At 69.1% G+C, this 25,835-nt stretch carries 24 protein-coding genes, 1 tRNA gene and 1 other RNA gene; 15 read left to right on the forward strand and 11 right to left on the reverse strand.

From position 1 onward, the window contains the following. Positions 1 to 20: 20 nt before the first annotated feature. A complete protein-coding gene (locus tag ACWEOO_RS27565) occupies positions 21 to 2,339 on the reverse strand; it encodes an FtsX-like permease family protein (protein ID WP_452145495.1) in 2,319 nt (772 codons plus the stop codon). After that, the gene (locus ACWEOO_RS27570) at positions 2,336 to 3,037 is read right to left on the reverse strand and encodes an ABC transporter ATP-binding protein (protein WP_359939893.1); all 702 of its coding nucleotides are present in this window, start codon (positions 3,035 to 3,037) and stop codon (positions 2,336 to 2,338) included. Before ACWEOO_RS27570 ends, ACWEOO_RS27565 begins: the two co-directional genes overlap by 4 nt. Before the next feature lie 120 nt (positions 3,038 to 3,157). Here ACWEOO_RS27570 and ACWEOO_RS27575 point away from each other — a divergent pair, with 120 nt between their 5' ends. The 4 genes from ACWEOO_RS27575 (at position 3,158) to ACWEOO_RS27590 (ending at position 7,302) form a co-directional block, all read left to right on the forward strand. After that, positions 3,158 to 3,943, forward strand: a complete 786-nt coding sequence (locus ACWEOO_RS27575) for a sensor histidine kinase (protein WP_452145496.1) — start codon at positions 3,158 to 3,160, stop codon at positions 3,941 to 3,943. Beyond that, positions 3,940 to 4,590 carry a response regulator gene (locus tag ACWEOO_RS27580; protein ID WP_452145497.1) on the forward strand — a complete coding sequence of 217 codons (651 nt, stop codon included), beginning with the start codon at positions 3,940 to 3,942 and terminating at the stop codon, positions 4,588 to 4,590. Before ACWEOO_RS27575 ends, ACWEOO_RS27580 begins: the two co-directional genes overlap by 4 nt. Positions 4,591 to 4,608: 18 nt before the next feature. After that, positions 4,609 to 5,448 (forward strand): aminoglycoside phosphotransferase family protein, encoded by an 840-nt coding sequence (locus tag ACWEOO_RS27585; RefSeq protein WP_452145498.1) that lies wholly within the window; start codon positions 4,609 to 4,611, stop codon positions 5,446 to 5,448. 1,701 nt (positions 5,449 to 7,149) lie between these two features. Beyond that, on the forward strand, positions 7,150 to 7,302 hold the full coding sequence (locus tag ACWEOO_RS27590) for a hypothetical protein (RefSeq protein ID WP_452145499.1): 153 nt from the start codon (positions 7,150 to 7,152) through the stop codon (positions 7,300 to 7,302). 136 nt (positions 7,303 to 7,438) lie between these two features. On the opposite strand, the gene ACWEOO_RS27595 is transcribed toward ACWEOO_RS27590, so the two are convergent. Further along, positions 7,439 to 7,526: transfer RNA gene (locus ACWEOO_RS27595), tRNA-Ser, on the reverse strand. 555 nt (positions 7,527 to 8,081) lie between these two features. On the opposite strand from ACWEOO_RS27595, the gene ACWEOO_RS27600 reads away from it, so the two are divergent. Then, positions 8,082 to 8,597: a GNAT family N-acetyltransferase gene (locus tag ACWEOO_RS27600; protein WP_452145500.1), complete on the forward strand. Its 516-nt coding sequence runs from the start codon at positions 8,082 to 8,084 to the stop codon at positions 8,595 to 8,597. On the opposite strand, the gene ACWEOO_RS27605 is transcribed toward ACWEOO_RS27600, so the two are convergent. Next, positions 8,574 to 9,389 (reverse strand): TIGR03620 family F420-dependent LLM class oxidoreductase, encoded by an 816-nt coding sequence (locus ACWEOO_RS27605; RefSeq protein WP_452145501.1) that lies wholly within the window; start codon positions 9,387 to 9,389, stop codon positions 8,574 to 8,576. The two genes, ACWEOO_RS27600 and ACWEOO_RS27605, sit on opposite strands and share 24 nt — an antisense overlap. Before the next feature lie 166 nt (positions 9,390 to 9,555). On the opposite strand from ACWEOO_RS27605, the gene ffs reads away from it, so the two are divergent. Both ffs and nadE read left to right on the forward strand, forming a co-directional pair. Continuing rightward, an RNA gene (gene ffs, locus ACWEOO_RS27610) (signal recognition particle sRNA small type) lies at positions 9,556 to 9,652 on the forward strand. A 46-nt stretch (positions 9,653 to 9,698) separates the two neighbouring features. Then, entirely contained in the window at positions 9,699 to 10,517 is an 819-nt protein-coding gene (gene nadE / locus ACWEOO_RS27615) for an ammonia-dependent NAD(+) synthetase (RefSeq protein WP_452145502.1), read from the forward strand. Here the strand turns inward: nadE and ACWEOO_RS27620 are convergent. Genes ACWEOO_RS27620 through ACWEOO_RS27630 form a run of 3 tightly spaced genes read right to left on the reverse strand, consistent with a single transcriptional unit; the run spans position 10,510 to position 12,265 of the window. After that, the gene (locus tag ACWEOO_RS27620) at positions 10,510 to 11,358 is read right to left on the reverse strand and encodes an alpha/beta fold hydrolase (RefSeq protein ID WP_452145503.1); all 849 of its coding nucleotides are present in this window, start codon (positions 11,356 to 11,358) and stop codon (positions 10,510 to 10,512) included. The two genes, nadE and ACWEOO_RS27620, sit on opposite strands and share 8 nt — an antisense overlap. 23 nt (positions 11,359 to 11,381) lie before the next feature. Then, entirely contained in the window at positions 11,382 to 11,786 is a 405-nt protein-coding gene (locus ACWEOO_RS27625) for an SRPBCC family protein (protein ID WP_359939870.1), read from the reverse strand. 2 nt (positions 11,787 to 11,788) lie between these two features. After that, positions 11,789 to 12,265, reverse strand: coding sequence for a MarR family winged helix-turn-helix transcriptional regulator (locus tag ACWEOO_RS27630; protein WP_355700977.1), 477 nt, complete (start codon positions 12,263 to 12,265; stop codon positions 11,789 to 11,791). 162 nt (positions 12,266 to 12,427) lie between these two features. Between ACWEOO_RS27630 and ACWEOO_RS27635 the strand changes: the two genes are divergently transcribed. After that, the gene (locus ACWEOO_RS27635; protein ID WP_452145504.1) at positions 12,428 to 14,053 is read left to right on the forward strand and encodes a long-chain fatty acid--CoA ligase; all 1,626 of its coding nucleotides are present in this window, start codon (positions 12,428 to 12,430) and stop codon (positions 14,051 to 14,053) included. Between the two features lie 48 nt (positions 14,054 to 14,101). Here ACWEOO_RS27635 and ACWEOO_RS27640 read toward each other — a convergent pair whose 3' ends face one another. Then, positions 14,102 to 14,917 carry a nucleotidyltransferase domain-containing protein gene (locus tag ACWEOO_RS27640; protein ID WP_452145505.1) on the reverse strand — a complete coding sequence of 272 codons (816 nt, stop codon included), beginning with the start codon at positions 14,915 to 14,917 and terminating at the stop codon, positions 14,102 to 14,104. A gap of 72 nt (positions 14,918 to 14,989) precedes the next feature. On the opposite strand from ACWEOO_RS27640, the gene ACWEOO_RS27645 reads away from it, so the two are divergent. The 6 genes from ACWEOO_RS27645 (at position 14,990) to ACWEOO_RS27670 (ending at position 22,439) form a co-directional block, all read left to right on the forward strand. After that, a complete protein-coding gene (locus tag ACWEOO_RS27645) occupies positions 14,990 to 18,154 on the forward strand; it encodes a DNA polymerase III subunit gamma and tau (protein ID WP_452145506.1) in 3,165 nt (1,054 codons plus the stop codon). A gap of 251 nt (positions 18,155 to 18,405) precedes the next feature. Further along, the gene (locus ACWEOO_RS27650) at positions 18,406 to 18,987 is read left to right on the forward strand and encodes a YbaB/EbfC family nucleoid-associated protein (protein WP_452145507.1); all 582 of its coding nucleotides are present in this window, start codon (positions 18,406 to 18,408) and stop codon (positions 18,985 to 18,987) included. A gap of 1 nt (position 18,988) precedes the next feature. Next, positions 18,989 to 19,588, forward strand: a complete 600-nt coding sequence (gene recR, locus ACWEOO_RS27655; RefSeq protein WP_355700982.1) for a recombination mediator RecR — start codon at positions 18,989 to 18,991, stop codon at positions 19,586 to 19,588. After that, complete coding sequence (locus ACWEOO_RS27660; protein ID WP_167203751.1) at positions 19,581 to 20,225, forward strand: DUF5063 domain-containing protein; 645 nt, start codon at positions 19,581 to 19,583, stop codon at positions 20,223 to 20,225. The genes recR and ACWEOO_RS27660 overlap by 8 nt, the downstream gene beginning before the upstream one ends. A gap of 81 nt (positions 20,226 to 20,306) precedes the next feature. Beyond that, positions 20,307 to 20,960, forward strand: coding sequence for a hypothetical protein (locus ACWEOO_RS27665; protein ID WP_452145508.1), 654 nt, complete (start codon positions 20,307 to 20,309; stop codon positions 20,958 to 20,960). 21 nt (positions 20,961 to 20,981) lie between these two features. Beyond that, a complete protein-coding gene (locus ACWEOO_RS27670) occupies positions 20,982 to 22,439 on the forward strand; it encodes a serine/threonine-protein kinase (protein WP_452145509.1) in 1,458 nt (485 codons plus the stop codon). On the opposite strand, the gene dinB is transcribed toward ACWEOO_RS27670, so the two are convergent. Next, the gene (dinB, locus tag ACWEOO_RS27675) at positions 22,436 to 23,632 is read right to left on the reverse strand and encodes a DNA polymerase IV (protein ID WP_452145510.1); all 1,197 of its coding nucleotides are present in this window, start codon (positions 23,630 to 23,632) and stop codon (positions 22,436 to 22,438) included. The two genes, ACWEOO_RS27670 and dinB, sit on opposite strands and share 4 nt — an antisense overlap. A gap of 87 nt (positions 23,633 to 23,719) precedes the next feature. Between dinB and ACWEOO_RS27680 the strand changes: the two genes are divergently transcribed. Continuing rightward, positions 23,720 to 24,931 carry an MFS transporter gene (locus ACWEOO_RS27680; RefSeq protein ID WP_452145511.1) on the forward strand — a complete coding sequence of 404 codons (1,212 nt, stop codon included), beginning with the start codon at positions 23,720 to 23,722 and terminating at the stop codon, positions 24,929 to 24,931. Here ACWEOO_RS27680 and ACWEOO_RS27685 read toward each other — a convergent pair. After that, positions 24,814 to 25,401 (reverse strand): dihydrofolate reductase family protein, encoded by a 588-nt coding sequence (locus tag ACWEOO_RS27685; protein ID WP_452145512.1) that lies wholly within the window; start codon positions 25,399 to 25,401, stop codon positions 24,814 to 24,816. The genes ACWEOO_RS27680 and ACWEOO_RS27685 overlap by 118 nt on opposite strands. A 31-nt stretch (positions 25,402 to 25,432) precedes the next feature. Continuing rightward, on the reverse strand, positions 25,433 to 25,753 hold the full coding sequence (locus tag ACWEOO_RS27690; RefSeq protein ID WP_355700989.1) for an ArsR/SmtB family transcription factor: 321 nt from the start codon (positions 25,751 to 25,753) through the stop codon (positions 25,433 to 25,435). Positions 25,754 to 25,835: the final 82 nt, after the last annotated feature.

Raw genomic sequence — 25,835 nt, forward strand, 5'->3', positions numbered from 1 at the left:
GTGCGACCTCCTGTCCAAGCTCACTCGTTGTGGAGAACCTCGGCGATCGTGGCGCGGGCGGCTGTGCGGGCCGGGAAGTACGCGCCGGCCGCGGCGATCACGATGCCGGCGAGGACCAGCAGGGCGAGCAGGCCCGCAGGGTATACCTCGAGCATGAAGTCCGGCAGCTCGATTTGGGCGCCGTTGGCCATCGCCGGGACGACCAGGCGGTGCGCAACGATCCCCAGTGGGATGCCGAGCAGGCCGCCGATCGCGCCTACCGCGGTCATCGACGTCACGACCATCGCGGTCACCTGCGCAGGCGTCATGCCGATCGACTTGAGCATGCCCAGGTCGCGGCGGCGTTCGCGGGTGTTGAGTACGACGGTGTTGAACACACCGAGCGCCGCAACGGTGCCCAGCATCAGTGTGAGCAGTACTACGGTCGCCAGTACGACGGCCACGAACGTGCCGGGGTCCTGACCGGGCGTCTCCTCCAAACCGGAGTCCTTGGCCTGCACCGCCTTGACGACGGCGTCGAGGTCGGTCCCCGGCTTCACGTTGACCTCGTACAGGTTGGCCCGGAGCTCTGGCGCGATGAGCGCGAGCGTTGCCCAGTTGGACAGCGCCTCGTCGCCGGAGTTGTACATCGCCTTCCCGACGATCTGCGCCCGTACGCTCTTGCCCCTGGACTGCAGTGTGATCGTGTCGCCGACAGCCAGGCCGCGCTGCCGCAGGAACCGCTCCGACACGACCACCTGGCCCGGACCGTCGAACCAGCGTCCGGCCAGGATCCGGTACCCGAGTTGATCGAAGTCGCCGCGGTAGAACGAGACCCGGACGTCCGTTCGTGTCCCAGGCAGCCGCATCCCCATGTCCGTGCTGGCAGCCACGGACGTCACACCAGGCGTTGCCCGCAGTACGGCCTCGTCTTCGGCGTCGGTCAGCTTGGCACCAGGGGGCGCACCCGGCGGCGCTTCGCCCTCGCCGCCGCTTTGGCCGGCGAACATCGTCAGGTCAACAGCATCCGCTCGACTCGCTGCGGTCTGGTAGGTCGTCAGTGATTTCCCCAGCCCGACAGCCAGCGTCACGCTGGTCACTCCGAGCACCACTGCCGCCAGGGTCAGCGCCGTACGTCCAGGACGCGCGAACGGCATGCCCAGCCCCAGACTGACCGCCCGCGGCAGCCGGGTCCCACTCAGCGACCGCTGTACTCGTAGCCCTCGTCCGGCCCGCGGTGCGCTCCCCGCACTGATCGCCTGAGCAGCTGACAGACTGCGTGCTCGCAACGCCGGCAACAGGGCAGACAGTGCAACCAGAGCAGGTACGCCGAGGAGCGTCGCGATGTCGACCCAGATCGGCACGCCCAGCCCGCCGGCGCCGTAGTTCTCGAAAGCCCTTGTCAGCAAGGACGTCGCGAGTACGTTGCCGAGCGCGACCCCGGCGGCGCAGCCGACGACGGCCGGGATGGAGATCATCCCCAGGTACACCGTCATGACCTGCGTCGGCGTGAAGCCCAGCGACTTCAGAACGCCGATGTGCTTGAACCCTGCGACAACAGCACCGCTCACGACGTTGGCCACGATCAGTACGGCGACGGCGAGTCCCAGCCATCCGAACACCATCAGGAACGGTACGAACGTGTTGGGCTCGCCCGCTGCCATCGCTCGCAACGCCAAGTACGACTGTGTGCCGATGAGGGCATCGGACGGCAGACCGGCCGTCACGCCCTGCTGGCCCGCCGTGACGTCGGCGTTGGTCGCAGCGTGAGCGAAGCGATAAAGCATCTGCGTCGCCGTCGGGTGCAGTGCGTTCATCTGTTCCGGTGTCACCCAGGCATCGGCCGACTGGCTCACGCTGTACGCAAACCCGACGATGGTCAGCGTCTGACCGCCCGCTGTCATGGTGTCGTTCAGTTGCGGGCCCCCGCGTCCCTCTTTGTCGACCGGGTTCCGGTTGAGCACGATCTCACCCGGCTTGGTTGCCCAGCGCCCCTTCCATACGTTCAGCCGATCCACAGCACCACCTGGATCAGCACGGCCCACCGTCACCAGTGAATCCGTCAGCTGCGTGCGGTCGAGCTCAAGCGTCGCCTGCGCGAACGGTCCGGCGACAGCGGCCGCACTCCGCGCCGCGGCTGTCAGTTGTGCGTCGGTCACCTTGCTGCGGTCGTACGACGCCGTCAGCTGGGAACCGCTCTGCTTCGCGTACGCGTGGTCGAACGGTCCGCTCGACGCGGCCAGGAGGCCCAGTGCGACCACGATCATCGTTGTGGAGAGCAGTACGACGACGCCGATCACCACGGTCTGCACGCGACGCCGTCGTACCGCTGCCCGTGCGACCGGCCAGACGGCGCTCACGGCGTACGCTCCAGGCTGCGCTCCCCGGCGATCTGTCCGTCGAGGAAGTCGATGACCCGGCTGGCGCAACGTGTTGCGAGCTGCTGGTCGTGTGTCACCAGCAGAAGCGTTTGACCGATCTGGTTGAGGTCCAGGAGCAGATCCATGACCTGCTCGCCCGCCCTGGTGTCGAGCGCGCCCGTCGGCTCGTCGGCGAGGAGGATGGCAGGGCGGTTCATCAGTGCGCGGGCGACTGCTACCCGTTGCCGCTCACCGCCACTCAGTTGCGCCGGGTAGGTGTTGCGGCGTCCAGCGATGCCCAGCTCCTCGAACAGCTCGAGCGCGCGCTTCCGTGCGTGTGCTGCCGACGTACCGGTGAGCTGTGCGGCCAGCGCGACGTTGTCGAGTGCTGACAGGTCGTCCAGCAGGTTGAAGAACTGGAAGATCATCCCGATCCGCCGGCGCCGGAACAGCGCCAGCCCTTTCTCGTCCAGCGTGCCCAGGTCGTCGCCGTGCACGATGACCGATCCCGACGTCGGCCGGTCCAGTCCGGCGACCATGCTGAGCAGCGTCGACTTGCCGCTGCCCGAGGGTCCCATCACCGCGACCGCCTCGCCTGCGTGGATCTCCAGCGACACCCCGTCGAGCGCGGCGGATTCGCCGTACTCCTTGCGTACGGCGGTGAGCTGTACGACCGCCTGTCCGTTGTCCTCCGTCATGCTCCTCACGCTAGAGCCGCGGAACGGTCGCTGACGTCAGCCTGCCGGGCTAAAGTGCGCGCCTTGTCATCCTGGAGATGTACGGCCTGCCACGCATTCTTTGGGACAGTGGATCTCGTGATGTGGTTGCTGGTAGCGCTGCTGGCTGTGGTGGCCGGTCTGCTCGCGTTCGCCTCTGTGCGCACTCGGCGTGCCCATGCGCGTGCGTTGGAGGAGCGGGGCTGGTTGCTGGAACGGGAACGGGAGACCGCGGCGCGGAAGGCGGTCGACGCCGAGCGGGCGCGGATAGCGCACGACCTGCACGACATCGTCAGCCACAACGTCAGCGTCATGGTCATCCAGACCGGTGCGGCCCGGCAGGTGCTGGCAACGTCACCCGACGAGGCGGAGGCGGCTCTCCTCGCGGTAGAGGCCGCGGGCCGCGACACCATGGCGGAGCTGCGGCATCTGCTCGGCGTACTCGCACCGAAGGCGGACGGGGCCGAGGAGGACGCACTGTCGCCGCAGCCGAGTCTGACGCGCCTCAGCGAGCTGATCGATCGGATCGCGTTCGCCGGTCTTCCGGTCGAGGTGCGGATCTCCGGCGACCCGGTTCCGCTACCGGCCGGCGTCGACGTCACGGCGTACCGCATCATCCAGGAGGCGCTCACCAACGCGCTCAAGCACGGCGACGGGAACACCGCCGAGGTGACCGTTCGCTACGCCCCGCACGCGCTCCGGGTCGAGATCCTGAACACCGGGCCGAGCGTCCTCACCGGAGGTCGCCCGGTCGCGTCCGACGGTGAGGGGCGGGGGCTGCTGGGGCTGAAGCAACGCGTCGCCGTGTACGGCGGGCAGCTCGACGCCCGCCGGCGCCTCGGCGGCGGCTTCCGCGTCCGCGCCAAGCTCCCACTGGAGCGCCCGTGACCACGCGGGTGGTGATCGCGGACGATCAGGCCCTGGTCCGCACCGGCTTCCGGATGATCCTGTCCGCGCGCGGCATCGAGGTCGTCGGCGAGGCCGCGGACGGCGTCGAGGCCGTGGCCGCCGTACGGCGCCTGCACCCGGACGTCGTCCTGATGGACATCCGCATGCCGACCATGGACGGCCTGGAGGCCACCCGCCGCATCCTCGCCACCCCGACCAGGTGCCGGATCCTGATCCTCACGACGTTCGACCTGGACCAGTACGTCTACGCCGCCCTGTCCGCCGGCGCCAGCGGCTTCCTGCTCAAGGACGTGACCCCCGAACACCTGGCCGCCGCCGTCCGCCTGGTCACCACCGGCGACGCCCTGCTGGCCCCCTCCATCACCCGCCGCCTGGTAGAACGCTTCGCCACCCCCGCACCCACCCTGCACCGCGACCTGTCCGCCCTCACCCCCCGCGAACTGGAAGTCCTCACCCTCATGGGCCAAGGCCTCTCCAACGCCGAAATAGCCACCGCCCTCACCCTCAGCGAAGCCACCGTCAAAACCCACGCCGCCCGAATCTTCGCCAAACTAACCCTCAGAGACCGCTCCCAAGCCGTAGTCCTCGCCTACGAAACCGGCCTGATCACCCCAGGCGACCACTGACCCGGCGTACGCTCGGCCATGAGGGAAAGCCAACTGCTGACCTGGGCTGCGGCGGCGGTCGGCCCAGTGCTCGAGATCAGTCCACTCCATGGCGACCAGGGCCCGTGGCGCCTGACCACCGCCGACGCGCGCTACGTCTTACGGGCACCGACTCCACGCATCGATGCGCCGATGATCGCGACGGGCGCCGCGGCACTCCAAGTCGCCGAACAACACGACCTGCCCGCCCCACGACTGGTCGACGTGGATCTGTCCGGCTCGGATGCCGGCGTACCCGCCACTCTCGAGACCCTCGTGCCCGGCACATCGGCATGGGCAGTCGGGACCCCCGAGAGGCTCCGCGCCGCTGGAGCCGCGCTGGCCCACCTGCACTCCGTCCCGATGCGTCCGCGGGCCCACCTCCCGTTCCGCCCACGCCCCATCGCCGTGGACGACTTCGCCCGCGACCGCCGCACCGGGCACCTGCCCACCACGCCGCTCCTGTCTGAGGCCGACGACCTCGTCACGGCCCACGGTCTGCCCAGCGAGCAGTCGGTCTACCTACACGGTGACGTATGGCCCGGAAACCTGGTCTGGTCCGACCATCACCTCAAAGCCTTCATCGACTGGAAGACAGCCGGCGTAGGCGCTCCCGGAGTAGACCTCTCCGAACTCCGCAAACAAGCAGCGATCAGCTTCGGCCCTGACGCCCCCGCCCACGTCCTCACCGGCTGGCAACAAACCGCCGACACCCCAGCTCAACACGTCGCCTACTGGGACGCCGTAGCAGCCTTGAACACCCCCACCACCCTCTACAGCCCCACAGCCACCACCCGCCGCAACAACTTCCTACGCCAGGCCCTCCACCATCTCCCCTGACAAAGCACCAGGGCGGCTCCCATGTCTGAGAGCCGCCCTGAAGAGTGGCGGAGGATACGAGATTCGAACTCGTGAGGGGTTGCCCCCAACACGCTTTCCAAGACCGCGAGTCGACGTTCAGCGGTATCCGGGAACCCCATTGAAGCGAGGACCCCAGATCCGCCAGTCGGTGGCGTACGGTCCCGAACCGTCGCGGACGAGACTAACTTTGAGACTGATCTGAGACTGCTACAGCAAGACTGGTGGCGAGTGGAAGGGGTTGAATCTGCGTTGGGATACGCCCACAGATTCACAGACCAGACTCTGCGCGGCACTCGCCTGTGCGAACATGTTGTTGGCCGCTTCACGATGGCACAGTCCATGGTCGCCAGGCCGGATTCTGACCGATTAGGGGCGACGCTGGCGAGACGGGGGAAGCTGTCACGCAGCACGGCGGGTGCCTGTGCCCAGGCGCGAGCTTTACGCGCTGAAACCTCGGGGCGACGGACTGAGAGCTGATGCGCCACTACAGTTACACAAAGGCGCTGCGATCGGCTGTACTTGCGACGTGAATGCTACTGAGCCGCGAGGATCGCGCATTGCAGGTAGGCCGCGACCATCCCTGGCTGGACGACGCGCTGCGCGATCCGCAGAGCCGTCCAGCAAGCGTAAGTTCGAATGGCAGCCTCTGCTGCAACTCGGCGGCACAGCTGCCTTAGTCCTCTACCTCGTCCTGTCGATCTACTATGACAAGTTCTACTCTCGATTAGGCATTGAGCCCGGCGACGTGGGCCTGGATCGCACTGCGATCGTATCCCGCGCAGTTGCTGGCGTGATAGCTCTGCTAGGTCTCATCGTCGCTGCCTCACTAGCCGTCGTCCTGTTCAGTCTTTTCACCTGGGCAATCGGTTGGTTATTCATTTGGATAGTCAGCAGGATGAATCTGCAACTATCTCGGGCCCAGCGCAAAGAGTTCGAGAAGATCTGGGAACAGGAGTGGGAACTGTTCTGGGGCCGCAAACTGCTTGACGGTCTCGCGTTCGTGGTTCCCCTCTTTCCGATGACAATGCTCGTGCAGGCACTCTTCGGTGAAGTGCGCTATCCCTGGCCGAGTAGGCTGCAATTCACTGTCCGGTGGGCTGTGTTCGGCAGTGTTGGACTCGCTATCGCACTTGCAGTCGGTTGGCGGGCGGTCGACAAGGCTGCTGATGCTGCCGAGGATGGCCGGACGGTCACCCCCCTGACGTTCGCTGGATTTCGAGTCCTAGATGTCAGATCCCAGCCCTGCGCCGTTGAGTGGTTGAGTAGCGCTGGCGTCCGGCCGACAGCGTTGAACTCTTCACGGCTTCGGTGTCTGGGGACCGCGAACGGGGTAGCCGTCTTCCGAGTTGGTCGGTCGACCCTTACTGTCCCGGCAAGCCAGATTGCGATCACCCTGAGGTAGTCCCTCCATCCGAGCCCGCACTAACAAGCGGTCAGCAGTCGATTGCTCAAATCAACGCGCCGCTCACTCAAGGGTGATTCGGGAACGCGAGCGGCAGCCTGCGTTCCGATCTGACCGGGTGCAGACAGGAGGGCTGGGACAGGCTTTGGTCAGGACTGTCCCAGTCATCCGCGCAGGTCAGGTCGAGTCCTGAGACACTTGGATAATGGGAGAGACGCATCAGTCCCAGCCATGTCGGCCCTTTGCTTCGCTGTAGCGCGACGGAATCGGTGGACTCGATGCCAGGCGAAGTAGGGCTCTCGCTGGCGGTTCCAGGCTGGCGCGACCAAGCCGTGGAAGCGGCGCAGATCAACGCTCGCGGTTTCGTCCGCCAGGAGTCGGGCTTCCTCGACCCGGACGAGGCCGCCGGAGGGGTTCTCGTACCTGCCTGAGACGGCTGTTGAGACCTCCGTTGAGACCATGGGATATGAAGAGGGGCCGGACGCTGAGCGTCCGGCCCCTCTGTCGTGCATGTCTCCGGATTCCGAAACCGGGCCTTGACCTGCGGTTTCTTCAGTCCGGGGAAGCTGGCGGAGGATACGAGATTCGAACTCGTGAGGGGTTGCCCCCAACACGCTTTCCAAGCGTGCGCCCTAGGCCTCTAGGCGAATCCTCCAAGCGGAGAGGATACCGAGGGGGCGCGGGAATCCGAAATCGGGGGCGTGAACCTGGTGGGCGGGTGGGGCGACTGTGGTGTGAGGGAGGTGACGCGTGGAGTCGGGTTGGGTGGGTGTGGTGGTGCGGGCTCAGGTGGGGGAGCGGGAGGCGGCTGCTGAGTTGGTACGGGGGTGGCACGGGGCGGTCTGCTCGTATGTGCGGCACATGCTCGGCAGTGAGGACCTGGCCGACGACGTGTCGCAGGAGGTCTGGCCGGCGGTCGTACGGGGCTGCCGCGGCTCAAGGAGCCGGAGCGGTTCGCGGCGTGGCTGTTCAACATCGCTCGGCGCAGCGTGGTCAATCACTTGCGGCAGCGGTACGCCGACCAGCCGCGGGTCGACGTGGACGAGGAGCCCGACCCGGCGGATCAGGTGATCGACAGGGTCGACGTACGGCGGTTGCTCGGCGGGGTGCCTGTGATGGAGCTGGAGGCGCTGGTGCTGTTTCATTTGGAGGACCTCAGCTTGGAGGAGTGCGCAGATGGCGGTAGGGCTCCTCATCTAGGGTCGGCTGCATGGAACTGCGCCCGATCGCCCCGGCAGATGTCGACGCGGTGCAGGAGCTGATCGAGTCCGATCCGGGGTACACGGAGCGGATCACCGGCTATCCGCCGGGCGAATCAGACGCCCAAAGCCTGTTGATGATGCGTCCAGCGGACCTGCCCGAGGTGTCAAAGGTCGTGCTGGGGGCTTTCGACGACGGTCAGCTCGTTGCCGTTGTCGACCTGCTCAGGGGCTTCCCGAACGAGCACACGGCGTTCATCGGGCTCCTCGAGGTCCACGCGACCCGCCAGGGCCACGGGTACGGCGGGACGACGTACCGGCTCGTCGAACGGTACGTCGACACCACCTGGCCCGAGGTCCGGACCATGCGGCTGGCTGTCGTCGACACGAACGCCCAGGTCGCCACCGGCTTCTGGCAGCGGCAAGGGTTCGAGGCGACGGGTGAGGTGCGCCCGTACCGGTACGACAAGCTGGAGTCGAGCGCCCGCCTGTACGAGAAGCAGCTATCCGAGCAGGGAAGGAGCTAACGCGCGCCACTGCTCGATCGGCTGTGGACCCGTCACCCCGGTGATGACGTTGACGGCGACGTGGTCGGCACCGGCATCAAGGTGCTCGGTGAGCTTGGCCTTGATGTCCGCCGGACTGCCCCAAGCCGCGAGGGCATCGACCATGTGGTCGGGAAGTGTGGACAGATCGCTCTGGCTGAACCCCTGGCGCTTCAGCGAGCTGGCGTAGCCAGGGATCGTCGTGAAGAAGCTGATGGTGTCCCGCGCGATCGCCCTGGCCCGCTCCGCGTCGCTCTCCAGTACGACGAGGTGGCTGACGGCCAGGAGCTTGTCAGGGCCGAGCACCTTCCGCGCCTCGGCGGAGTACGCCGCACGGGTCAGGAACGGGTACGCGCCGGCGGACCGCTCCGCAGCCAGCTTCAGCATCTTCGGACCGAGCGCTGCGAGCACCCGACGGTCCACCGGCACATCCAGCTCGTCCAGGTACGCGTTGAGCGTGGCGATCGGCTTGGCGCCGTGTGCTCCTCCCAGACCAACGGTGAACCGTCCCGGCGCGGACGCCTCCAGCGCGGCGTACGTCGTACTCACGTCGGCCGGGCTGTACTTCACGACCGCCAGGATCCCGCTGACGAACTTGATCGCCGTCGTCGCGTCCACCAGGTCGGTGATGGTCTGCAGCCCGGGCAGCGGCCCGCCGGACAGCCAGATCACTGGATAGCCGAGCTCCTCGGCCGCCCGCGCCGCCGCGATGGACTCCGCACTGCTGTCGAGTCCGGTCGTGATCCCGAACGCCCCAAAACGATGATCCGTCACCAAACCAGTCTCACCCCTCGCCGGCACCGACGGCCACCCTTGTTCGCTCACAGCGTTCGCAGCTGAGCGCTCTTGACCCGCCGGCCGGAGGTGGAACGCGCCGGTCCCGCGGATGCGCGAGTTCGGGCGGATTTCGGGCATGCTCTTCCGATCCCGTACACTCATGGCTGGTTCCCCGCGTGGCGGTATCTCGCCCAATCCCCCCAGGGCCGGAAGGCAGCAAGGGTAAGTGAGCTCTTCCGGGTGCGCGGGGAATCCTTATGTCTAGGCTTGGTCCTCCGAGACGTCGTCCCGAGACCAAGGAGACCGATGAACCCCGAGAGCCGCTATCTGCAGGAACTGATCATCGCGGAGCTCGACGTGCCCGCGGCGTTCGACGTGGCCAACGAGGCCGAGCAGCGGGTCGAGTTCCTGGCCGACCGGCTCCGGCGGACCGGCGCCTCGGCGTATGTGCTCGGGATCAGCGGCGGTGTCGACTCCGCCACGGCGGGCCGGCTGTGCCAGCTCGCGGTGGAGCGGGTGCGGTCGGAGGGCGGTCAGGCGACGTTCGTCGCGATGCGGCTGCCGTACGGCGTGCAGGCCGACGAGGTGGACGCGCAGCGCTCGCTCGAGTTCATCAAGCCCGACGAGACCCTCGTGGTGGACGTGCAGCCGGCCACCGACGCGATGGTCGAGGCGGTGCGGCACTCCGGGCTCGGTGACCGCGAGGACTTCCACGTCGGCAACATCAAGGCCCGCCAGCGGATGGTCGCGCAGTATCTCGTGGCCGGTGCCCGCGGCGGGCTGGTGGTCGGCACGGACCACGCGGCGGAGGCGGTGATGGGGTTCTTCACCAAGTACGGCGACGGCGCCTGCGACCTGACGCCGCTGTCCGGCCTCACCAAGCGCCGCGTCCGTGCGGTCGGCGAGTGGCTCGGCGCATCACCGGAGATCACCGGAAAGGTGCCGACCGCCGACCTGGAGACGAACAACCCGGGTGTGCCGGACGAGTCGGTGCTGGGCGTGACGTACGACGAGATCGACGACTTCCTCGAGGGCCGCGACGTCGACGGATCGGCTGCCGCCAAGATCATCGCCACGCACCGCCGTACCGCTCACAAGCGCGCCGTACCCCTCGCCTTCAGCTGACGAACTCGGTCACCAGCCGGGCGAAGGAACCCGGCTGCTCGGCGTGCACGAAGTGGCCGGCGCCTGTCGCGTAGTAGTAAGTGCCGTTCGGTACGTCGGAGCGGAACAGCTCGATCTCCCGCGGGCTGGTGGCCGGGTCGTATTCGCCTTTGATCAGCAGGGCGGGCTGCGTCAGCCGAGCGAAGTGCTGCAAGACGGGCTCGCCGAAGCTGGGGGAGTTGGTGATCTCACCGGAGAAGTGACCCGAGCGCTGGTGGTACTCATCCGGCAGCTCAGTGTCGGCCGGTAACTGTAAGTCTCGGGACCCTGGTCCGAGATAGATCTCCATCCGGCGGTCGCCGAGCTGCGCGATCACAGCGATGCGCTCGTCCCACATCTGCTTGGTCGCTGGACCGGAGTGCGGCGGGAGCTCGGCTCCGGGCAGTAGCGGCAGCGCGGCGCGAACGAGGTTCTCGGTGGCAAGCGGGATGTCCCAGGCGGGGTTCTCGAAGACGATGCGAGTCACCGAGGCCGGGTGTGCGACGGCGTACCTGAGTGCCAGGCGACCGCCGTACGAGTGGCTGAGGACCGACCACTGCCGGACGCCAAGGTGCTCACGCAGCGCCTCGAAATCGGCGATCAGGTCTTGCTCGCTCACCGGCCCGTTGAGCGGGTCCGAGCGCTGGACGCCGCGCTGGTCGACGCCGATCAGGTCGAAGTCGCGCGCGAGACGGTCGCCCTGGAACGCCATGAAGTCGTACGAGCCCGCGCCGGGGCCGCCGTGGACGAACAGCAGCGGCGGCGCGTCCGAGCGGCCGCGCTGGTCGACGTACAGCCTGGTGTCGCGCACCTCCGTCAGCATGACCGGAGCGTAGTGCGCCCGGCTCAGGCTGTGTGGGCCAGTTGGACCTGGCGGATGCGGTTGGCGAGGCGGGCCAGGCGGATGGTGGCAATGTTCCGGTAGGCCGGGCGGAGGACGGTCGCCAGCGGTCCGGACTGCTCGAACGTGTGAGTGACCCGGCTGTCCGCGCCGATCGTCCACGTGCCGACCTCGCGGAAGCCGGGGACCTGCCAGACGATCTCGACGCGGTCCGCCTCGACCACTGTGTATTGCAGCTCGCCGGAGAAGCCTGGACGGACGCGGAGCGCGTAACGGGTCCCGGGGTTGGTCTCGCGGGGGCCGTCGATGGCGAGGAACGCCTCGTTCCACTCCGGCAGGCCTAGGGCGTCGAGCAGCACCTGCCGGATCGCTGCCTGGCCGGCGTGGATGGTCTCGGTGGCCTGTTCCATGACTAGTTCTCCTGATGGGCGAGTTCGGGACCCCGGCGGCGGGCCAGGGCGGCCCCGGTCGGGAAGGCGTCGGCGAGCGAGCGAAGGGTGCTGATCGTCTCGTCGAGCGCCTGGCCGGCGAGACGGTCGTCCATCGTGCGATGCAGCCGGTTCTCCGCGGTGATGATGCGGCGGTGCAGTGCGCGGCCCTGCGGAGTCAGGCTCAGCGTGAGGTAACGCCGGTCGACCTTGTCGATGCCGCGTTTCACCAGGCCCTGCGCGACGAGCCGGTCGACCAGCCGGCTCGGGCTGTTGCCGGTCTCGCAGACGAGCAGCCCGCCGAGGGCGTTGAGCGTCATCGGGCCGTGGTCGCGCAGCACGCGCAGAACCTCTGCCTGTGAAGGCGTGATGCCGAGCGGCCGCAGCTCCGCGGCGAGCAGGCGATTGCCCTCGCGCTGGATCGCCAGCACCAGATAGCGAAGCTCCTCGACAACCTTCATGGCAGATATATTACACGACATGTATGTCGTGTCATCTGTTTGTGGTGAGTGTTTCGTGGCTGTTGCCGGAGGCGACGATTCCGGCAGGGTTCCGGAAGAGTGCCGGAGAAAGTCCGGTTGAGGTCATGGTCAAGGTGACACCGCGGCTGGCACAGTGTCTTCATGAAGGGTCTGATGCAGAGTTACCAGCTGTCGCTCGACACGATCTTCCGTCGGGCCGAGCAGTTCTACCCGGACAAGACCGTCTACACCGGCGGCCCGGCGCCGACCAAGCTGACGTACGGCGAGTGGGCCGACCGCACAAGACGCCTGGGCGGGGTCCTCGACACTCTCGGGATCAGCACGGACGGCCGTGTCGCGACCTTCGCGTGGAACTCGGGCCGGCACCTCGAGTTGTACTTCGCTGCGCCCTGCACCGGCCGCGTGCTGCACACGCTGAACATCAGACTCTTCCCGGACCAGGTCGTCTACATCGCGAACCACGCCGAGGACGAGGTCGTGTTCGTCGACCGGTCGCTGCTCGGACTGTTCCTGCCGCTGCTGGAGCGCCTGCCGCAGCTCCGCCACATCGTCGTGATGGACGACCTCCCGGCCGGCGCCCCCGCGGCGGAGATCCCGGACGACCCGAGGTTCCACGACTACGAGGAGTTGCTCGCCGCCGCGCAGCCGGTGGAGTTCCACGTCGAGGACGAGAACCAGGCCGCGGCGATGTGCTATACGAGCGGTACGACGGGTCACCCGAAGGGCGTCGTCTACTCCCACCGCTCGACCTGGCTGCACTCGATCGGTGTCCTGACCAACGCCGGGATCGGACTCGCCGAGACCGACACCGTGATGCCCGTCGTGCCGATGTTCCACGCGAACGCGTGGGGTCTGGCGCACGCGGCGCCGATGGCCGGGGCGTCGCTCGTGTTCCCCGGGCCGGACATGAGCCCGCAGGGGATCCTGAAGCTGCTCCAGGAGCAGGAAGTGACGCTGTCCGCCGGCGTGCCGACGATCTGGCAGGGGCTGCTGCCGCTGCTCGACGGCGTCGAGTTGCCGAAGCTGCGGCGCATCCCGTGCGGCGGATCCGCGGTGCCGGAGGCGCTGTCCGAGGCCTTCCGCGCCAAGCTCGGCCGGCCCATCCTCCAGGCGTGGGGCATGACGGAGACGAGCCCGGTCGCGACCGCGGCCCACGTCCCTTCACGGAACACGGACCTCCCCGAGGAGGAGCAGGCACACCTGCGGGCGCGGGCCGGCCTGCCGCTGCCCGGTGTCGAGGTGCGGATCGTCGAGCCCGGTTCGATCACCCCGCTGCCCTGGGACGACGAGGTGACCGGCGAGCTGCAGGTGCGCGGCCCGTGGATCGCAGCTGAGTATTACCGGCCCGATGACGGTGCGCAGCTGAACACCGAGGACGGGTGGATGAAGACGGGAGACGTCGCCGCGATCGACCGGTTCGGATCGGTGCGGATCGTCGACCGGACCAAGGATCTGGTGAAGTCCGGCGGCGAGTGGATCAGCTCGGTGGAGCTGGAGAACCTGCTGATGGCGCATCCCGCGGTGAAGGAGGCCGCGGTGATCGGCGTGCCGCATCCGAAGTGGGACGAGCGGCCGCTCGCCTGCGTCGTCCTCCAGGAGGGCACGAGCGCGACCAGTGAGGAGATCCTCGAATACCTCCAGCCGCTGGTCGCGAAGTGGTGGCTGCCGGACGCGGTCGAGTTCATCGACGAGGTGCCGAAGACCTCGGTCGGCAAGTTCTCGAAGAAGGACCTCCGCACCCGCTTCGCCAACTACCACCTGGAGTAGGCAGTGGTTGCCGTGGGCACGAAGATTCCGTGCCCACGGAGACGGTGGTCAGTCGAAGCTGCAGCCGAAGTGCTTCTGGAGGTGCTCGAGGGTCGCGCCGACGAAGGCGGTGGGCCAGACGTTGCCGGTGAGCTTCGCCAGCGCCGTGCCGCGGGCGATGAACTGACGGCAGATGTACTGGTTGGCCGCGATGATGTCGGCCGGGTCGGTGCCGGCGGCGGGGATGGATTCCAGTGCGATGCGTTGTTCGTCGGACAGGAGCGCGTTCAAGCGCTTGGCTCCGCTGGTCCGGTGTACGCCGCGCTCGGCGAGCATCAGCGCGACGAGCTGGTCGCGGACGGCACCAACGCCCTGGTTTGCGACGATTCGCTCGTCCCGCCCGAGAACAGTGACCAGGTTGCCGAGGAAGTAGAAGAACAGGTTGACGGCGCGGTCCGGCCAGTACGGTTCGCCGGGTCGGCCGCCTCGAGGTGCGATGTCGCCCTCCGGGAACAGCGTGCCCTCCCGGTCGAACAGCACCCGCACCCCGTCGTACTGGAATCGGTCGAACGATGCCAGCGGGTGCACGATCAGATCCACGTGCAGCCAGTCCGGCGTGATGCCGAGCCCACCGATCAGCCCCGGTAGCCGATCCGCCAGCACGGTCGGCCCGGCGAGCTCTCGTAGTACGTCGGCCCAGTGCTCCTCGAACCACTCGGTGCTGTCGTCGGTCACCACGAGGTGTACGTCGACGTCGCTGAACCGGTCGGCGGCGCCCGTCCCGTAGCTGCCGATCAGGTACACCCCCAGCACCCGCTCGTCGGCGCGCAGGACCTCGGCCGCCCGGGTGATCACTGCCTGCTGCCGCTCGTCCCCAGTCGTCACCCGCACCACCCTAGGTCGCGCGCCGGGCCCCGTGGGCGGGGAATTGTCCGCGGGCGGCGCTAGGGTTGCCGCGTGGAAGCGCCCCTTGCCTTGTATCGCCGGTACCGCCCGGAGACGTTCGCGGAGGTGATCGGGCAGGACCATGTCACGGCACCGCTGCGGAACGCGTTGAGCAACAACCGGGTCAATCACGCCTACCTGTTCTCCGGGCCGCGCGGGTGTGGGAAGACCACCAGCGCGCGGATCCTCGCCCGGGCGATCAACTGTGAGAAGGGCCCGATCGCCGAGCCGTGCGGGGTGTGCAAGTCGTGCACCGACCTGGCGCGTGGCGGCCCAGGCAGCATCGACGTCATCGAGATCGACGCGGCCTCGCACGGTGGTGTGGACGACGCGCGCGACCTGCGCGAGCGGGCGTTCTTCGCGCCGGTCGAGAGCCGCTACAAGATCTACATCATCGACGAGGCGCACATGGTGACCACGCAGGGCTTCAATGCCCTGCTGAAGCTGGTCGAGGAGCCGCCGCCGCACCTCAAGTTCATCTTCGCCACCACCGAGCCCGACAAGGTGATCGGGACGATCCGGTCGCGGACGCACCACTACCCGTTCCGCCTGGTGCCGCCGAAGGTGCTCGCCGACTACATGGCGACCCTGTGCGAGTCCGAGGGCGTGGCGATCGAGTCGGCCGCGTTGCCGCTTGTCGTGCGGGCCGGTGCCGGCTCTGTTCGTGATTCGCTGAGCGTGCTCGACCAGCTGATCGGCGGGGCAGGCCCGGCCGGCGTGACGTACGAGCTGGCGGTCGCCCTGCTCGGGTTCACACCCGACTCGCTGCTCGACGCGTGTGTTGACGGGTTCGCGGCGCATGACAGCGCGGCAGTGTTCGAGACAGTTGAGAAGGTCATCGAGACCGGCCAGGACCCGAAGCGGTTCGCCGAAGACCTGCTGCGGCGGCTGCGAGACCTCGTGGTGCTGTCCGCCGTACCGACTGCTGTGACCTCCGGTCTGATCGAGGCCGCCGAGGACCAGGCTGAGCGGCTGCACACCCAGGCCGCCGGGATCGGTCCGGCGGAGCTGACCCGGGCCGCGGACATCGTCGCGGCCGGTCTGCTGGAGATGCGCGGCGCGACCGCCCCGCGCCTGCAGCTCGAACTCATCTGCGCCAAGGTCCTCCTCCCCGGCGCCGACGACTCCACGAACGGTATCCAGGCCCGCCTCGACCGCATGGAACGCCGGCTCGCCATCCCCAGCGGCACGCCGGACTCCGCGCCGGGCGCTGTCCAGGGCGCTGGTACGCCGGGGCCCGGTCAGGCGGGCGGCATGTCTGCTCCTGCTCACGCAGGCGGCGCGTCCGGTCCTGCTCAGGCGGCTGGTGTGTCGGGTGTCGCCGGAGCGGACTCGTACGGCGACGGGAGCGCTCCTGCTGCAGCTGCGACGAGCAGAGCGGCCGCTCGGGCCGCCGCAGGCGCAGGCAACCGCACCGCCTCCAGCCCCGACGACACAGCATCTGCTGCCCCCACTGCGGGCTCAGGCGCTCCGGAGGGCTCAGTCGAGACCGCCGGCCCTGCGAGCCCAGCCGCGTCCGCTGGTCCAGGTAGGACTGCGGCGGGTGTGAGTGGGACGGGCGATAGAGCCAGCCGGGGCAGTGAATCAGCTGCGGGTGGACCGGTTGGCGCGTCCGGCGTGGCGCGTACTGGTGCCTGGGGTGATGAACCGGCCGGCGCACCGGAACAGCCAGGCCAGAGCGCTCAGCCGAGCGAGCCCGCGCAGTCGGCTCCGGCCGGCCAGGGTGTTTCGGCGCCCGGTCAGGCAGGTGTGGCGGCCGGTGGGGGTGTCGGGCTGGCTGACATTCGGCGGTTGTGGCCCGAGGTCTTGGAAGCCGTCAAGGCGCAGCGGCGGTTCGCCTGGATCATGCTGAGTCAGAACGCTCAGGTCATCGCGATCGACGACCAGACGCTGACACTCGGGCTGGTGAACGCCGGTGCTCGGGAGAGCTTCGCGCGGTCCGGCAGCGACGAGATTCTTCGCCAGGCGATGATCGACTCGATCGGCGTCAACCGTCGTGTCGAGGCAGTCGTCGACCCGTCGGCCGACCCGGGCGCGGGAGGAGGCGGCTCTGCAGGTCGCCCGGGCCCGCAGTCAGGCGGCCCTGGTCAAGCTGGCGGTCCGCAGTCCGGTGGGGCCGCGGGCCTCGGCGGATCCAGTGGCCCAGGTTCGGCGGACGGTTCCGGGAGCGGCGGACCGGGCGGCGGTGGGGTTTCGGCAGCTGGTCCCGGGGTTGTCGGTGGGCCAGGTGCGAGCGGACTTGGCGGTCCGAGTGCAGGTGGCCCGGCGGCCGGCGCGGGCGCAGCGGGCGCAGGAGATCCCGGCACAGGTGTCAGCGGGGCCGGTGGCGCTGGGGCAGGTGACGGCGGATCCGATGCGGCTGGGCTGGGTGCCGGAGCGGGCGGTCACGGTGGTGCGCCCGATGCCAGCGGCTCAGGTGCGGCCAGCGGGGTCGGCGGAGCGGCCAGCCACGCTGCCGGCAGCGCAGCGGGCGGGGCTGGACACGACGCAGGCGGCGGCAGTGCAGCGGGCGCGGCTGGGCCCAGTGCGGGCGGTGGCGGCGCAGCGGACGCGGCTGGAGCAGGTGCACGCAGCGGTGGTGCGGCGGGATCGGCCGGCGCAGGTGCCGGCGGTGGCGGTGCAGCGGGCTCGGGTGGACGCGGCGCGGCGGGCGCGGCCGGGCATGGCGCGGGCGGTGGCGGTGCGGCGGGATCGGCCGGAGCAGGTGCGGGCGGCGGCGGTGCGGCGGGCTCAGGTGGACGCGGCGGGGCCGCTGGAGCGGGGGCTGCGGGTTCGGGAGCTCGGGGTGGGCGGACTGGGGCCTGGGATGACGGGCCTGGTGCGGCGATTGCGTTGCAGGAGCCGCCGGACGAGTACGACATACCTCCGGAAGACCCGTGGGAAGACGGGCCGATCGCGCGTCAGCAGCCTGCCGCGCAGGCTGCCGCGCAGCAGGCCGCGCCGGCGGGGCGACGGCAGACGGGCAGCAAGCGCCGGGCGGCGGAGGCTGCCGTTGCGGCTGAGCAGGCGCGGCAGGCGTCGGCAGCTGCGGCCGCTCCCGACGTACCGCTGACGCCTGAGGAGGAGGCCGACGCGATCGGCGAGGACGACATGGTCCTGGAGGACGACTCCCGCTCCCACACCGACCTGCTCCGCGAAACCCTCGGCGCACAGATCATCACCGAAGAACCCAACTAGACCCTCGAACGGTCATCCACAGCCATGTGGGTAGTGGTGGAGGTGAGGGTCCACAGCATTCACAGGGGTGTGGATAGGGTTGTCCACAGGGTTGTGGAAAGCGTGGGGAGACTGGTCGGTTTCCGGGCGCGAGGTGGGTTGTCCGGAGGACCGGCTAGTGTTGAGGCTCCGGTGGTTGGCGGTGGGTTTCGCCGACCGGCCGGGCAGGCAGACTCGGGGCTCGGGAGAGCGGTTCGGACGAGGAGATCGCGGTGTTCGACGGTGGCGGTGCTGGGGGCTTCGACATGTCCAACCTGCTCGCGCAGGCGCAGGCGATGCAGAACCAGCTGATGGAAGCGCAGGCCGACCTGGAAGGTCAGGAGATCGAGGGATCGGCCGGCGGCGGTCTGGTGACTGCCCTGGTGTCCGGCACGGGCGAGCTGCTCAGCCTGAACATCAAGAAGGAAGCCGTCGACCCGGACGACACCGAGACGCTGGCCGACCTGGTGGTCGCCGCGGTCCGGGACGCCTCGGAGAACGCGAAGCAGGCTGCTGCTGCCGCGATGGGACCGCTGGCCGGTGGGCTGGGCGGCGCGTTCGGTGGCGAGGGCGGTTTCCCCGGGTTCGGCGGCGGTGAGTCGTCGGCTCCCGCCGGGTTCGCCCTGCCTGAGTCGCAGACGCCGCAGATCGGTCGGACCGGTGAGGACGAGAGCGCTCCGAAGCCCCAGGGCCCGGAGGAAACAGCCGGGCCGGGCGGGTCGGCGCGGGCGAGCGGTGAGCAGGGCGGTTCGGGTGGCGTCGGGTTCGTGAACCCGGGGAGCGCGGCCGGCGAGCCCGGCCAGAACCCGGGCTGACGTGTACGAGGGGGCCGTTCAGGATCTCATCGACGAGCTGGGGCGGCTGCCCGGTGTGGGGCCGAAGTCCGCGCAGCGGATCGCGTTCCACCTGCTCGCGGCCGACGAGACCGACGTACGGCGGCTCGCGCACGTGCTCGTGCAGGTCAAGGAGAAGGTCAAGTTCTGCGAGATCTGCGGCAATGTCGCGGAGGACGTGCAGTGCCGGATCTGCCGTGACCCGCGCCGCGACCTGAGTCTGATCTGTGTGGTCGAAGAGGCCAAGGACGTGGTCGCGATCGAGCGCACCCGCGAGTTCCGCGGCCGGTACCACGTGCTCGGCGGGGCGATTTCGCCGATCGAGGGCATCGGCCCGGACGAACTGCGGATCAAGGAGCTCATGCAGCGGCTGGCCAGCGGCGAGGTGACCGAGATCATTCTGGCCACCGACCCGAACCTTGAAGGCGAGGCGACCGCGACCTACCTGAGCCGCCTGCTGCGGCCCATGGGGTTGCGCGTCACCCGATTGGCTAGTGGACTTCCAGTAGGCGGTGACCTCGAGTACGCCGACGAGGTCACTCTCGGACGGGCATTTGAAGGGCGACGATCGATCGATGACTGAACCAACAGATATTGCGGAACGCGCTTTGGGCACCGACAGCGAGGACCTGACAGAGTTCGCCGAGCAGATCGCCGACCAGGTCCGGAGCTTCCTGATCTCGGTGCGCGACATCGCCGCGCAGCCGGACGAGGACGGGGTCGACGAGGGCCTCGCCTCGCTGCCGTACCTGCTCCTCGAGGTGAGCCAGCTGCTGCTCGCCGGCGGCCGGCTCGGCGCGTTCGAGGACTTCGTGCCGGAGGAGCGTTTCGAGAGCGACGCCGGCCCGGACCCGGACCTGGACGCGATGCGGGACCGGCTCGCGGTGCTCTTCGAGGGCCTGGACGAGTACGCCGAGGTCTTCGACCCGTACGCCGCGCCGCCGGAGATCACCGTCAACCGGCTCTCCGACGACCTCACCGCGATCGCGACCGACCTGGTGCACGGCCTCGCGCACTACGAGGACGGCCGGATCGTCGAGGCGCTGTGGTGGTGGCAGTTCTCGTACGTGTCGACCTGGGGCGCCGCCGCGAGCGCCGTACTGCGGGCTATCCAGTCGCTGATCGCGCACGACCGGCTCGAGCCGGCACACGACGCGGAGACCGAGGCCACCGACCGCGAGCTGGTCGAGGTCGCCGAAGAGGCCGTGCAGCGCCGCTGACTAGATGTCGCGAGGCTGGTTGTCCACAGCTCTCCGACAGACCGTTGGGCGTGACCGGGGTAGATCCGGTTGAATGATGCGGTGTCGGTTTTCGAGATGATTCGGCGGCTTCCGGAGATCGGTGCGGTGCGGCGGGTGAGCCGGGCGCTCGCGGTGCTCGACCTGGTGCTGAACGATGATCAGGACATCCTCAACTTCTACTCCTTCGACGCGCGGTGGTCGCCGACGGAGGAGGCCGCGTTGATGCGGGACGGGTCGGGGAACGGGTACTCGATCGTGTTCTCGCCGGACGGGGCGTTCGCGTACGGGTTCGACCACGAGTCGCCGATGTCGCCGTGGAGCACGGGAAAGCTCTGGCCCGGCTTGCTGGATGGTGTGCCAGAGGTCTTCCACTCGGCGCGGGACGACAAGGCGTTCGCGGAACCGAACGGAGTGCCCCAGGCGACAGTGTGTTTCTGGCGTACGACGGAGGACTCGGCCTGGCGATGCGGCCCGGTGCACAACGTGGCCGCCGACGGGGCCGACTGGTTGTTCGACCTCGTGGCGGACGGCCGGCCCGAGGCGTACCTGACCTTCGCCGAGGATTACTACGAGCGCGCACTGGACCTCGACGCCGTCCGGCACGTGTACGCCCTGATGCCGCTGACGGAGTACGTCGTCACGTCGCTCAATCCCGAGCGGCGGTTGACCGATCTCAAGGAAGGCATCGCCGAGATCGGTTACCCGCGGTCCTGACCCGCGTTAGCGTGACGCCCGATGACAACGCATGCGCAGGATCCGGCCGCGGTCGGGCCGTTCGCGATCCAGGGCCGGCTCGGCCGTGGGGCGATGGGTGCGGTGTACCTCGCGCGGTCGCCCGGCGGGCGGCTGGTCGCGGTGAAGGTGGTGCGCGACGACCTCGCGGGCGACTCGGGGTTCCGGGCGCGGTTCGCGCGTGAGATCGACGCGGCGCGGCGGGTCAGCGGTGCGTTCACGGCGGCGGTCGTCGATGCCGATCCGGCGGCGGACCGGCCCTGGCTGGCGACTGAGTACCTCGCGGGACCCACGCTGCAGAAGGCGATCGAGGAATCTGGGCCGTTGCCGCCGGATGCGGTGCGGTCGCTGGCAAGCGGACTGGCCGAGGCGCTGGCGGCGATCCACACGAGCGGTCTCGTGCATCGCGATCTCAAACCGTCGAACATCGTGCTGAGCGGCAACGGGCCGCGGGTGATCGACTTCGGTATCGCGCGGGCACTGGAGGAGGCGAGCCTGACCGCGACCGGGATGGTGATCGGCACCCCCGGCTACCTGTCGCCGGAGCAGATCACCGGCGCCGGGGTCGGGCCGGCGAGTGACGTGTTCGCGCTCGGCGCGGTGCTGGTGTTCGCGGCGTCGGGCCGGGGCCCGTTCGCGACCGGCAGCCCGGCGTCGCTGCTCCACCGGATCGTCAACGAGCAGCCGCACATCCCACCGCTGCCCGGGCCGCTGCACGACGTAGTACGGCGATGTCTTGCCCGCGACCCCGCCCAACGGCCGACGCCGACCGACGTACTGCAAACCCTCGGCCCCGCAACCAACCAGCCGCCCAGCATGCTCCCGCCGACGACCACCATTCCCCCACCGACCAAGGTGCTGCCGCCGCCTCTGGCCTCGCCAGGCGCAACCCCGCCAGGCTCGGGCTGGCCGGCCGCGGCCCTGCCGGCCGCAGCCGCGCCTGTCGCGGGCGCGCCTCAGGTGGCGGGCGCGACCTTTGCTACCAGCCGGAGGCGGCCAGGGGTCCTCGCCGCGCTCACCACCTTCGGCTGGCTCGCGTTCATCCCTGCCGACCCGCAGGTGAAAGCCCTCCATCCGGTCCTCTCGACGCTGTCCGCCCTGATCTCCCTCGCCTTCCTGTACTTCGCCGTACGGCACTGGATCCTCGTGCTCCGGCCGAAGGTCGTGCTGCGCCTGTCATCGGACGGCCTGTCGGTCACCCGCCGGCGTCGGCACGCCACCGTCCCGTGGTCCGGCGTCACCCGGCTGCGCGTCGGCGGTGACATGAAGCGCCCGTGGCTGGACGTATGGCTCGAGCTGCCGTACCAGCACCAGCTCCCGATCGATCGTCGTCACAACGGCGGTCTCCGCATCTACCCGATCGCCCACGGCGCGTCCCAGAACAGCCGCCGAACCCAGGTCAACGAACTCCGCGCCGCCCTCAACTGGTACGCCGCCCGCATCCACGACACGTCCTACTAATCCGGAAGCATCGGCATCTCGAGGCCCTGGGACTTGCCGAGGAGGATTCCTCGGGTGATGGCGTTGGTGCCGAACTTGTCCTTGACCTGGTCGAGCGCGTTGTCGAGCTCGTTGTTGGCGGCCTTGTCGAACGGGAGGGCCAGTTGCAGAGCGGCCTCGTTCTCCAGGTTGCCGACCGAGATGCCGATCATGGTGAGGCCCTGCGTGGTGATCAGCGGCTGTGCCGTGCGCAGCAGCGCGCGGGCGGTGACCAGGATCGCGCGCGTCTGATCAGTTGCCTGGGGCAATGTATGGGAGCGGGTCGCGCGGGTGAAGTCGTCGAATCGCAGCCGCAACGTCACCGTCCGGCCGGATCGTCCGGCGGATCGCATCCGACGGGTGACGCGGTCGACGAGACCCGCGAGCACGGCGTCCAGCGTCGCCGGTGACTTCGGCGACCGGCCCAGCGCCCGCTGGGATCCGATCGAGCGCCGCCGGCGGCCGACCTCGATCGGCCGCGGGTCCCGGTTGTGCGCGAGCGCGTGCAGGTGCCGCCCGGACGCCCGGCCGAGCATCGCGATCAGCGCCGCCTCGGGCAGCATCGCGACGTCGCCGACCTTGGTCAGCCCGCGATTCCGCAACTTCTCCGCGGTCACCTCGCCGACGCCCCACAATCGCGAAACGTCCAACGGATGCAGGAAGTCCAGCTCCCGGTCCGGCGCGACCTCGAGCAGCCCGTTCGGCTTGGCGACGCCGCTCGCGACCTTCGCCAGGAACTTGGTGCGCGCCACCCCGACGGTGATCGGCAGCCCGACCCGCGACAGCACCTCGGCGCGCAACCTCGCCGCGATCTCCACCGGCGTGCCGCGGATCTTGCGCAATCCTCCGACGTCGAGGAACGCCTCGTCGATCGACAGGCCCTCGACCAGCGGTGTGGTGTCCTCGAAGACCTTGAACACGGCCTTGCTGGCCTCGGAGTACGCCGACATCCTCGGCTCGACCACGATCGCGCCCGGGCAGCGGCGCAGGGCCTGCCCGCCGTTCATCGCGGTCCGGACGCCGAAGGCCTTGGCCTCGTAGCTGCAGGCGAGCACGACGCCGGCGCCGACGATCACCGGGCGGCCGCGCAGGCGCGGGTCGTCGCGCTGCTCGACCGACGCGTAGAACGCATCCAGGTCGGCATGCAGGATGGTGGCCCCGCCGGACGACGACACGAACACATGTTCGCATAGACCGCGGACAAAACAGATAGGGAGAATTCCCGAAGCGGCAGACATCGATGTCAGGAAAGAATGAGCCCCATGGACCTGACCGCGTACCGCGACCTCTGGAAGACCCAGGGTGTGATGGCGTTGCTCGCCTCCGCCTTGATCGCGCGGTTGCCGGTGCTGGCGACGATGGTCCCGCTCGCCTTCCTGGCCAAGGATGCCGCCGGCAACTTCGGCTGGGCCGGTGTGGTGGCGGGCGCCTACTCGATCGGTACCGCGGTGGCGAGCGTCGTCTGGTCCCGGATGGCGGACCGCAAGGGCGCGCGCAAGGTCGTGATCGGCACCGGGATGGCCTGGGGCGCGTCGATGGCCGTCGTCGCGTTACTGCCGTACAGCTGGTACCGGCTGCTGCCGGTCGCCGCGATCGTCGCCGGCGTCTGCGTGGCGCCTGTCACCTCCGCGCTGCGAGCCAACTGGCCGCGGATCGTGCACGGCTCGCGGCTCCGGGCGGTCTACTCGCTGGACGCGACCGCGCAGGAGTTGCTGTTCGTCATCGGCCCGATGTCCGGCGCGGTGATCGTCAGCTTCGCCAGTCCGCGCGCGGGTCTGCTGGCCTGTGCGGTTACCGCGGCCGCCAGCATCTGGTGGTTCGGGCTGAACCAGCGCCCGGGTGTCCACCACGACGAGCACGCCGAGCCGCGGCCGACCGCCCGGCAACTCCTGTTCCATCAGCACCGTACGGCGTTGCTGGTCGCCTGGGCGTGCCTCGTGATGGGGTTCGCCGCAATGTCGCTCGGCATGGTCGCGGTCGCCGACCACCACGGGAACCGCCTGATCGCGGGCGTCCTCGAGATGGTCGCCGCGATCGGCAGCGTGACCGGCGGCATCGTCAACGGCGCCCTGCCCGGCGGCCGCAACTCGTACGTCTGGCGGCGGATGCTGTCCCTCACGGTCCTGGTCACGGGCTGTGTGTTCGTGACGTCGTCCGTGGTCGCGCTGGCGATCATGATGTTCGCGGCCGGCTGCCTGATCGCGCCGACGATCGCAGCCGTGTACGAGCGGATCGGCGAGCTGACGCCGAACTCCGCGCACACCGAGATCTTCGGCTGGGCGCAGAGCGGCGGCATGGTCGGCTCCGCGGTCGGCTCGGCCGTCGCGGGGGCCGTGGTGGAGGCGTTCGGCGTGCGCTACGCGTGGGTCCTGGCGGCCGCTCTCGGCGTGCTCGCGACCCTGTCCTTGCTCCGCGTCCCGCCCCACCGGCCGGTGGACACCAGTGCCGTCGAGGGTGCGGCAGTCGCGGCGTAACGCATGCGGTAGTTCGCCTCGAGGACGCCGCCGTCGCGGGCGCACATCGAGATCAGGTGCAGGTGCCGCCGGTCCAGGATCATCCCCCGGCCCGCGGCGACCGGGTGGATCAGCAGGGAGATCTCGTCGACCAGGCGCCACCGCAGCAGCGAGCGCACCAGCATCAGGCTGCCGATCACCTGCAGGTCGTCACCCGGAACGGACTTCAGCGCGGTCAGCACCCGGCGCGTGTCGCCCTGCAGCATCTCGGTGCCCGCGCGGGCGACGACGGGGCGCGATCCGATCACGAGGTTCCGGGTGTGCTCGAGGCCGCCGAGCGTACCGGCGTACCGCTCGAAGGTACGGCGGCCGAACAGCACCGTCCCGCCCGGCGGCATCAGCTGTCCCAGCGCGGGTTGCGCCAGCCACTGCTCGGGCCGCTCGACGACGCCGTCCTCGGACATGCACAACCTGGCCACGATGTTTCGCATACCAAGTCAGATGCAGCCGGAGCCGCGAAGGTTATGTCCGGCGGCCGCGCTGCAGCTCGGTCTCGAGCGCGTCGAGCCGGTTGGTCCAGAACCCGCGGTACCGGTCGAGCCAGCTGTCGATCTCCCGCAGCGGTTCGGGGTCCACGGCGTACAGCCTGCGGGTCCCGTCGACGGTCACGGTGGCGAATCCGTTGTCCCGCAGCACCCGCAGATGCTGCGAGACGGCCGGCTGGCTGATGCCGAACTCGGCGCCGATCGTCCCGGCGATGCTGCCCGCCGGGAGCTCGCCGTCGGCCAGCAGCTCCAGGATCCGGCGCCGGACCGGATCGCCGAGGATGTCGAACGCGTGCACCGGGCAAGTATTTCAGCGATGACTTATATGAACAAGTGGCCGGACGGTTTCCGGCCCGGGCCGACCCCGGCCGGGGAACCTT

Source organism: Kribbella sp. NPDC004138, assembly GCF_053603655.1.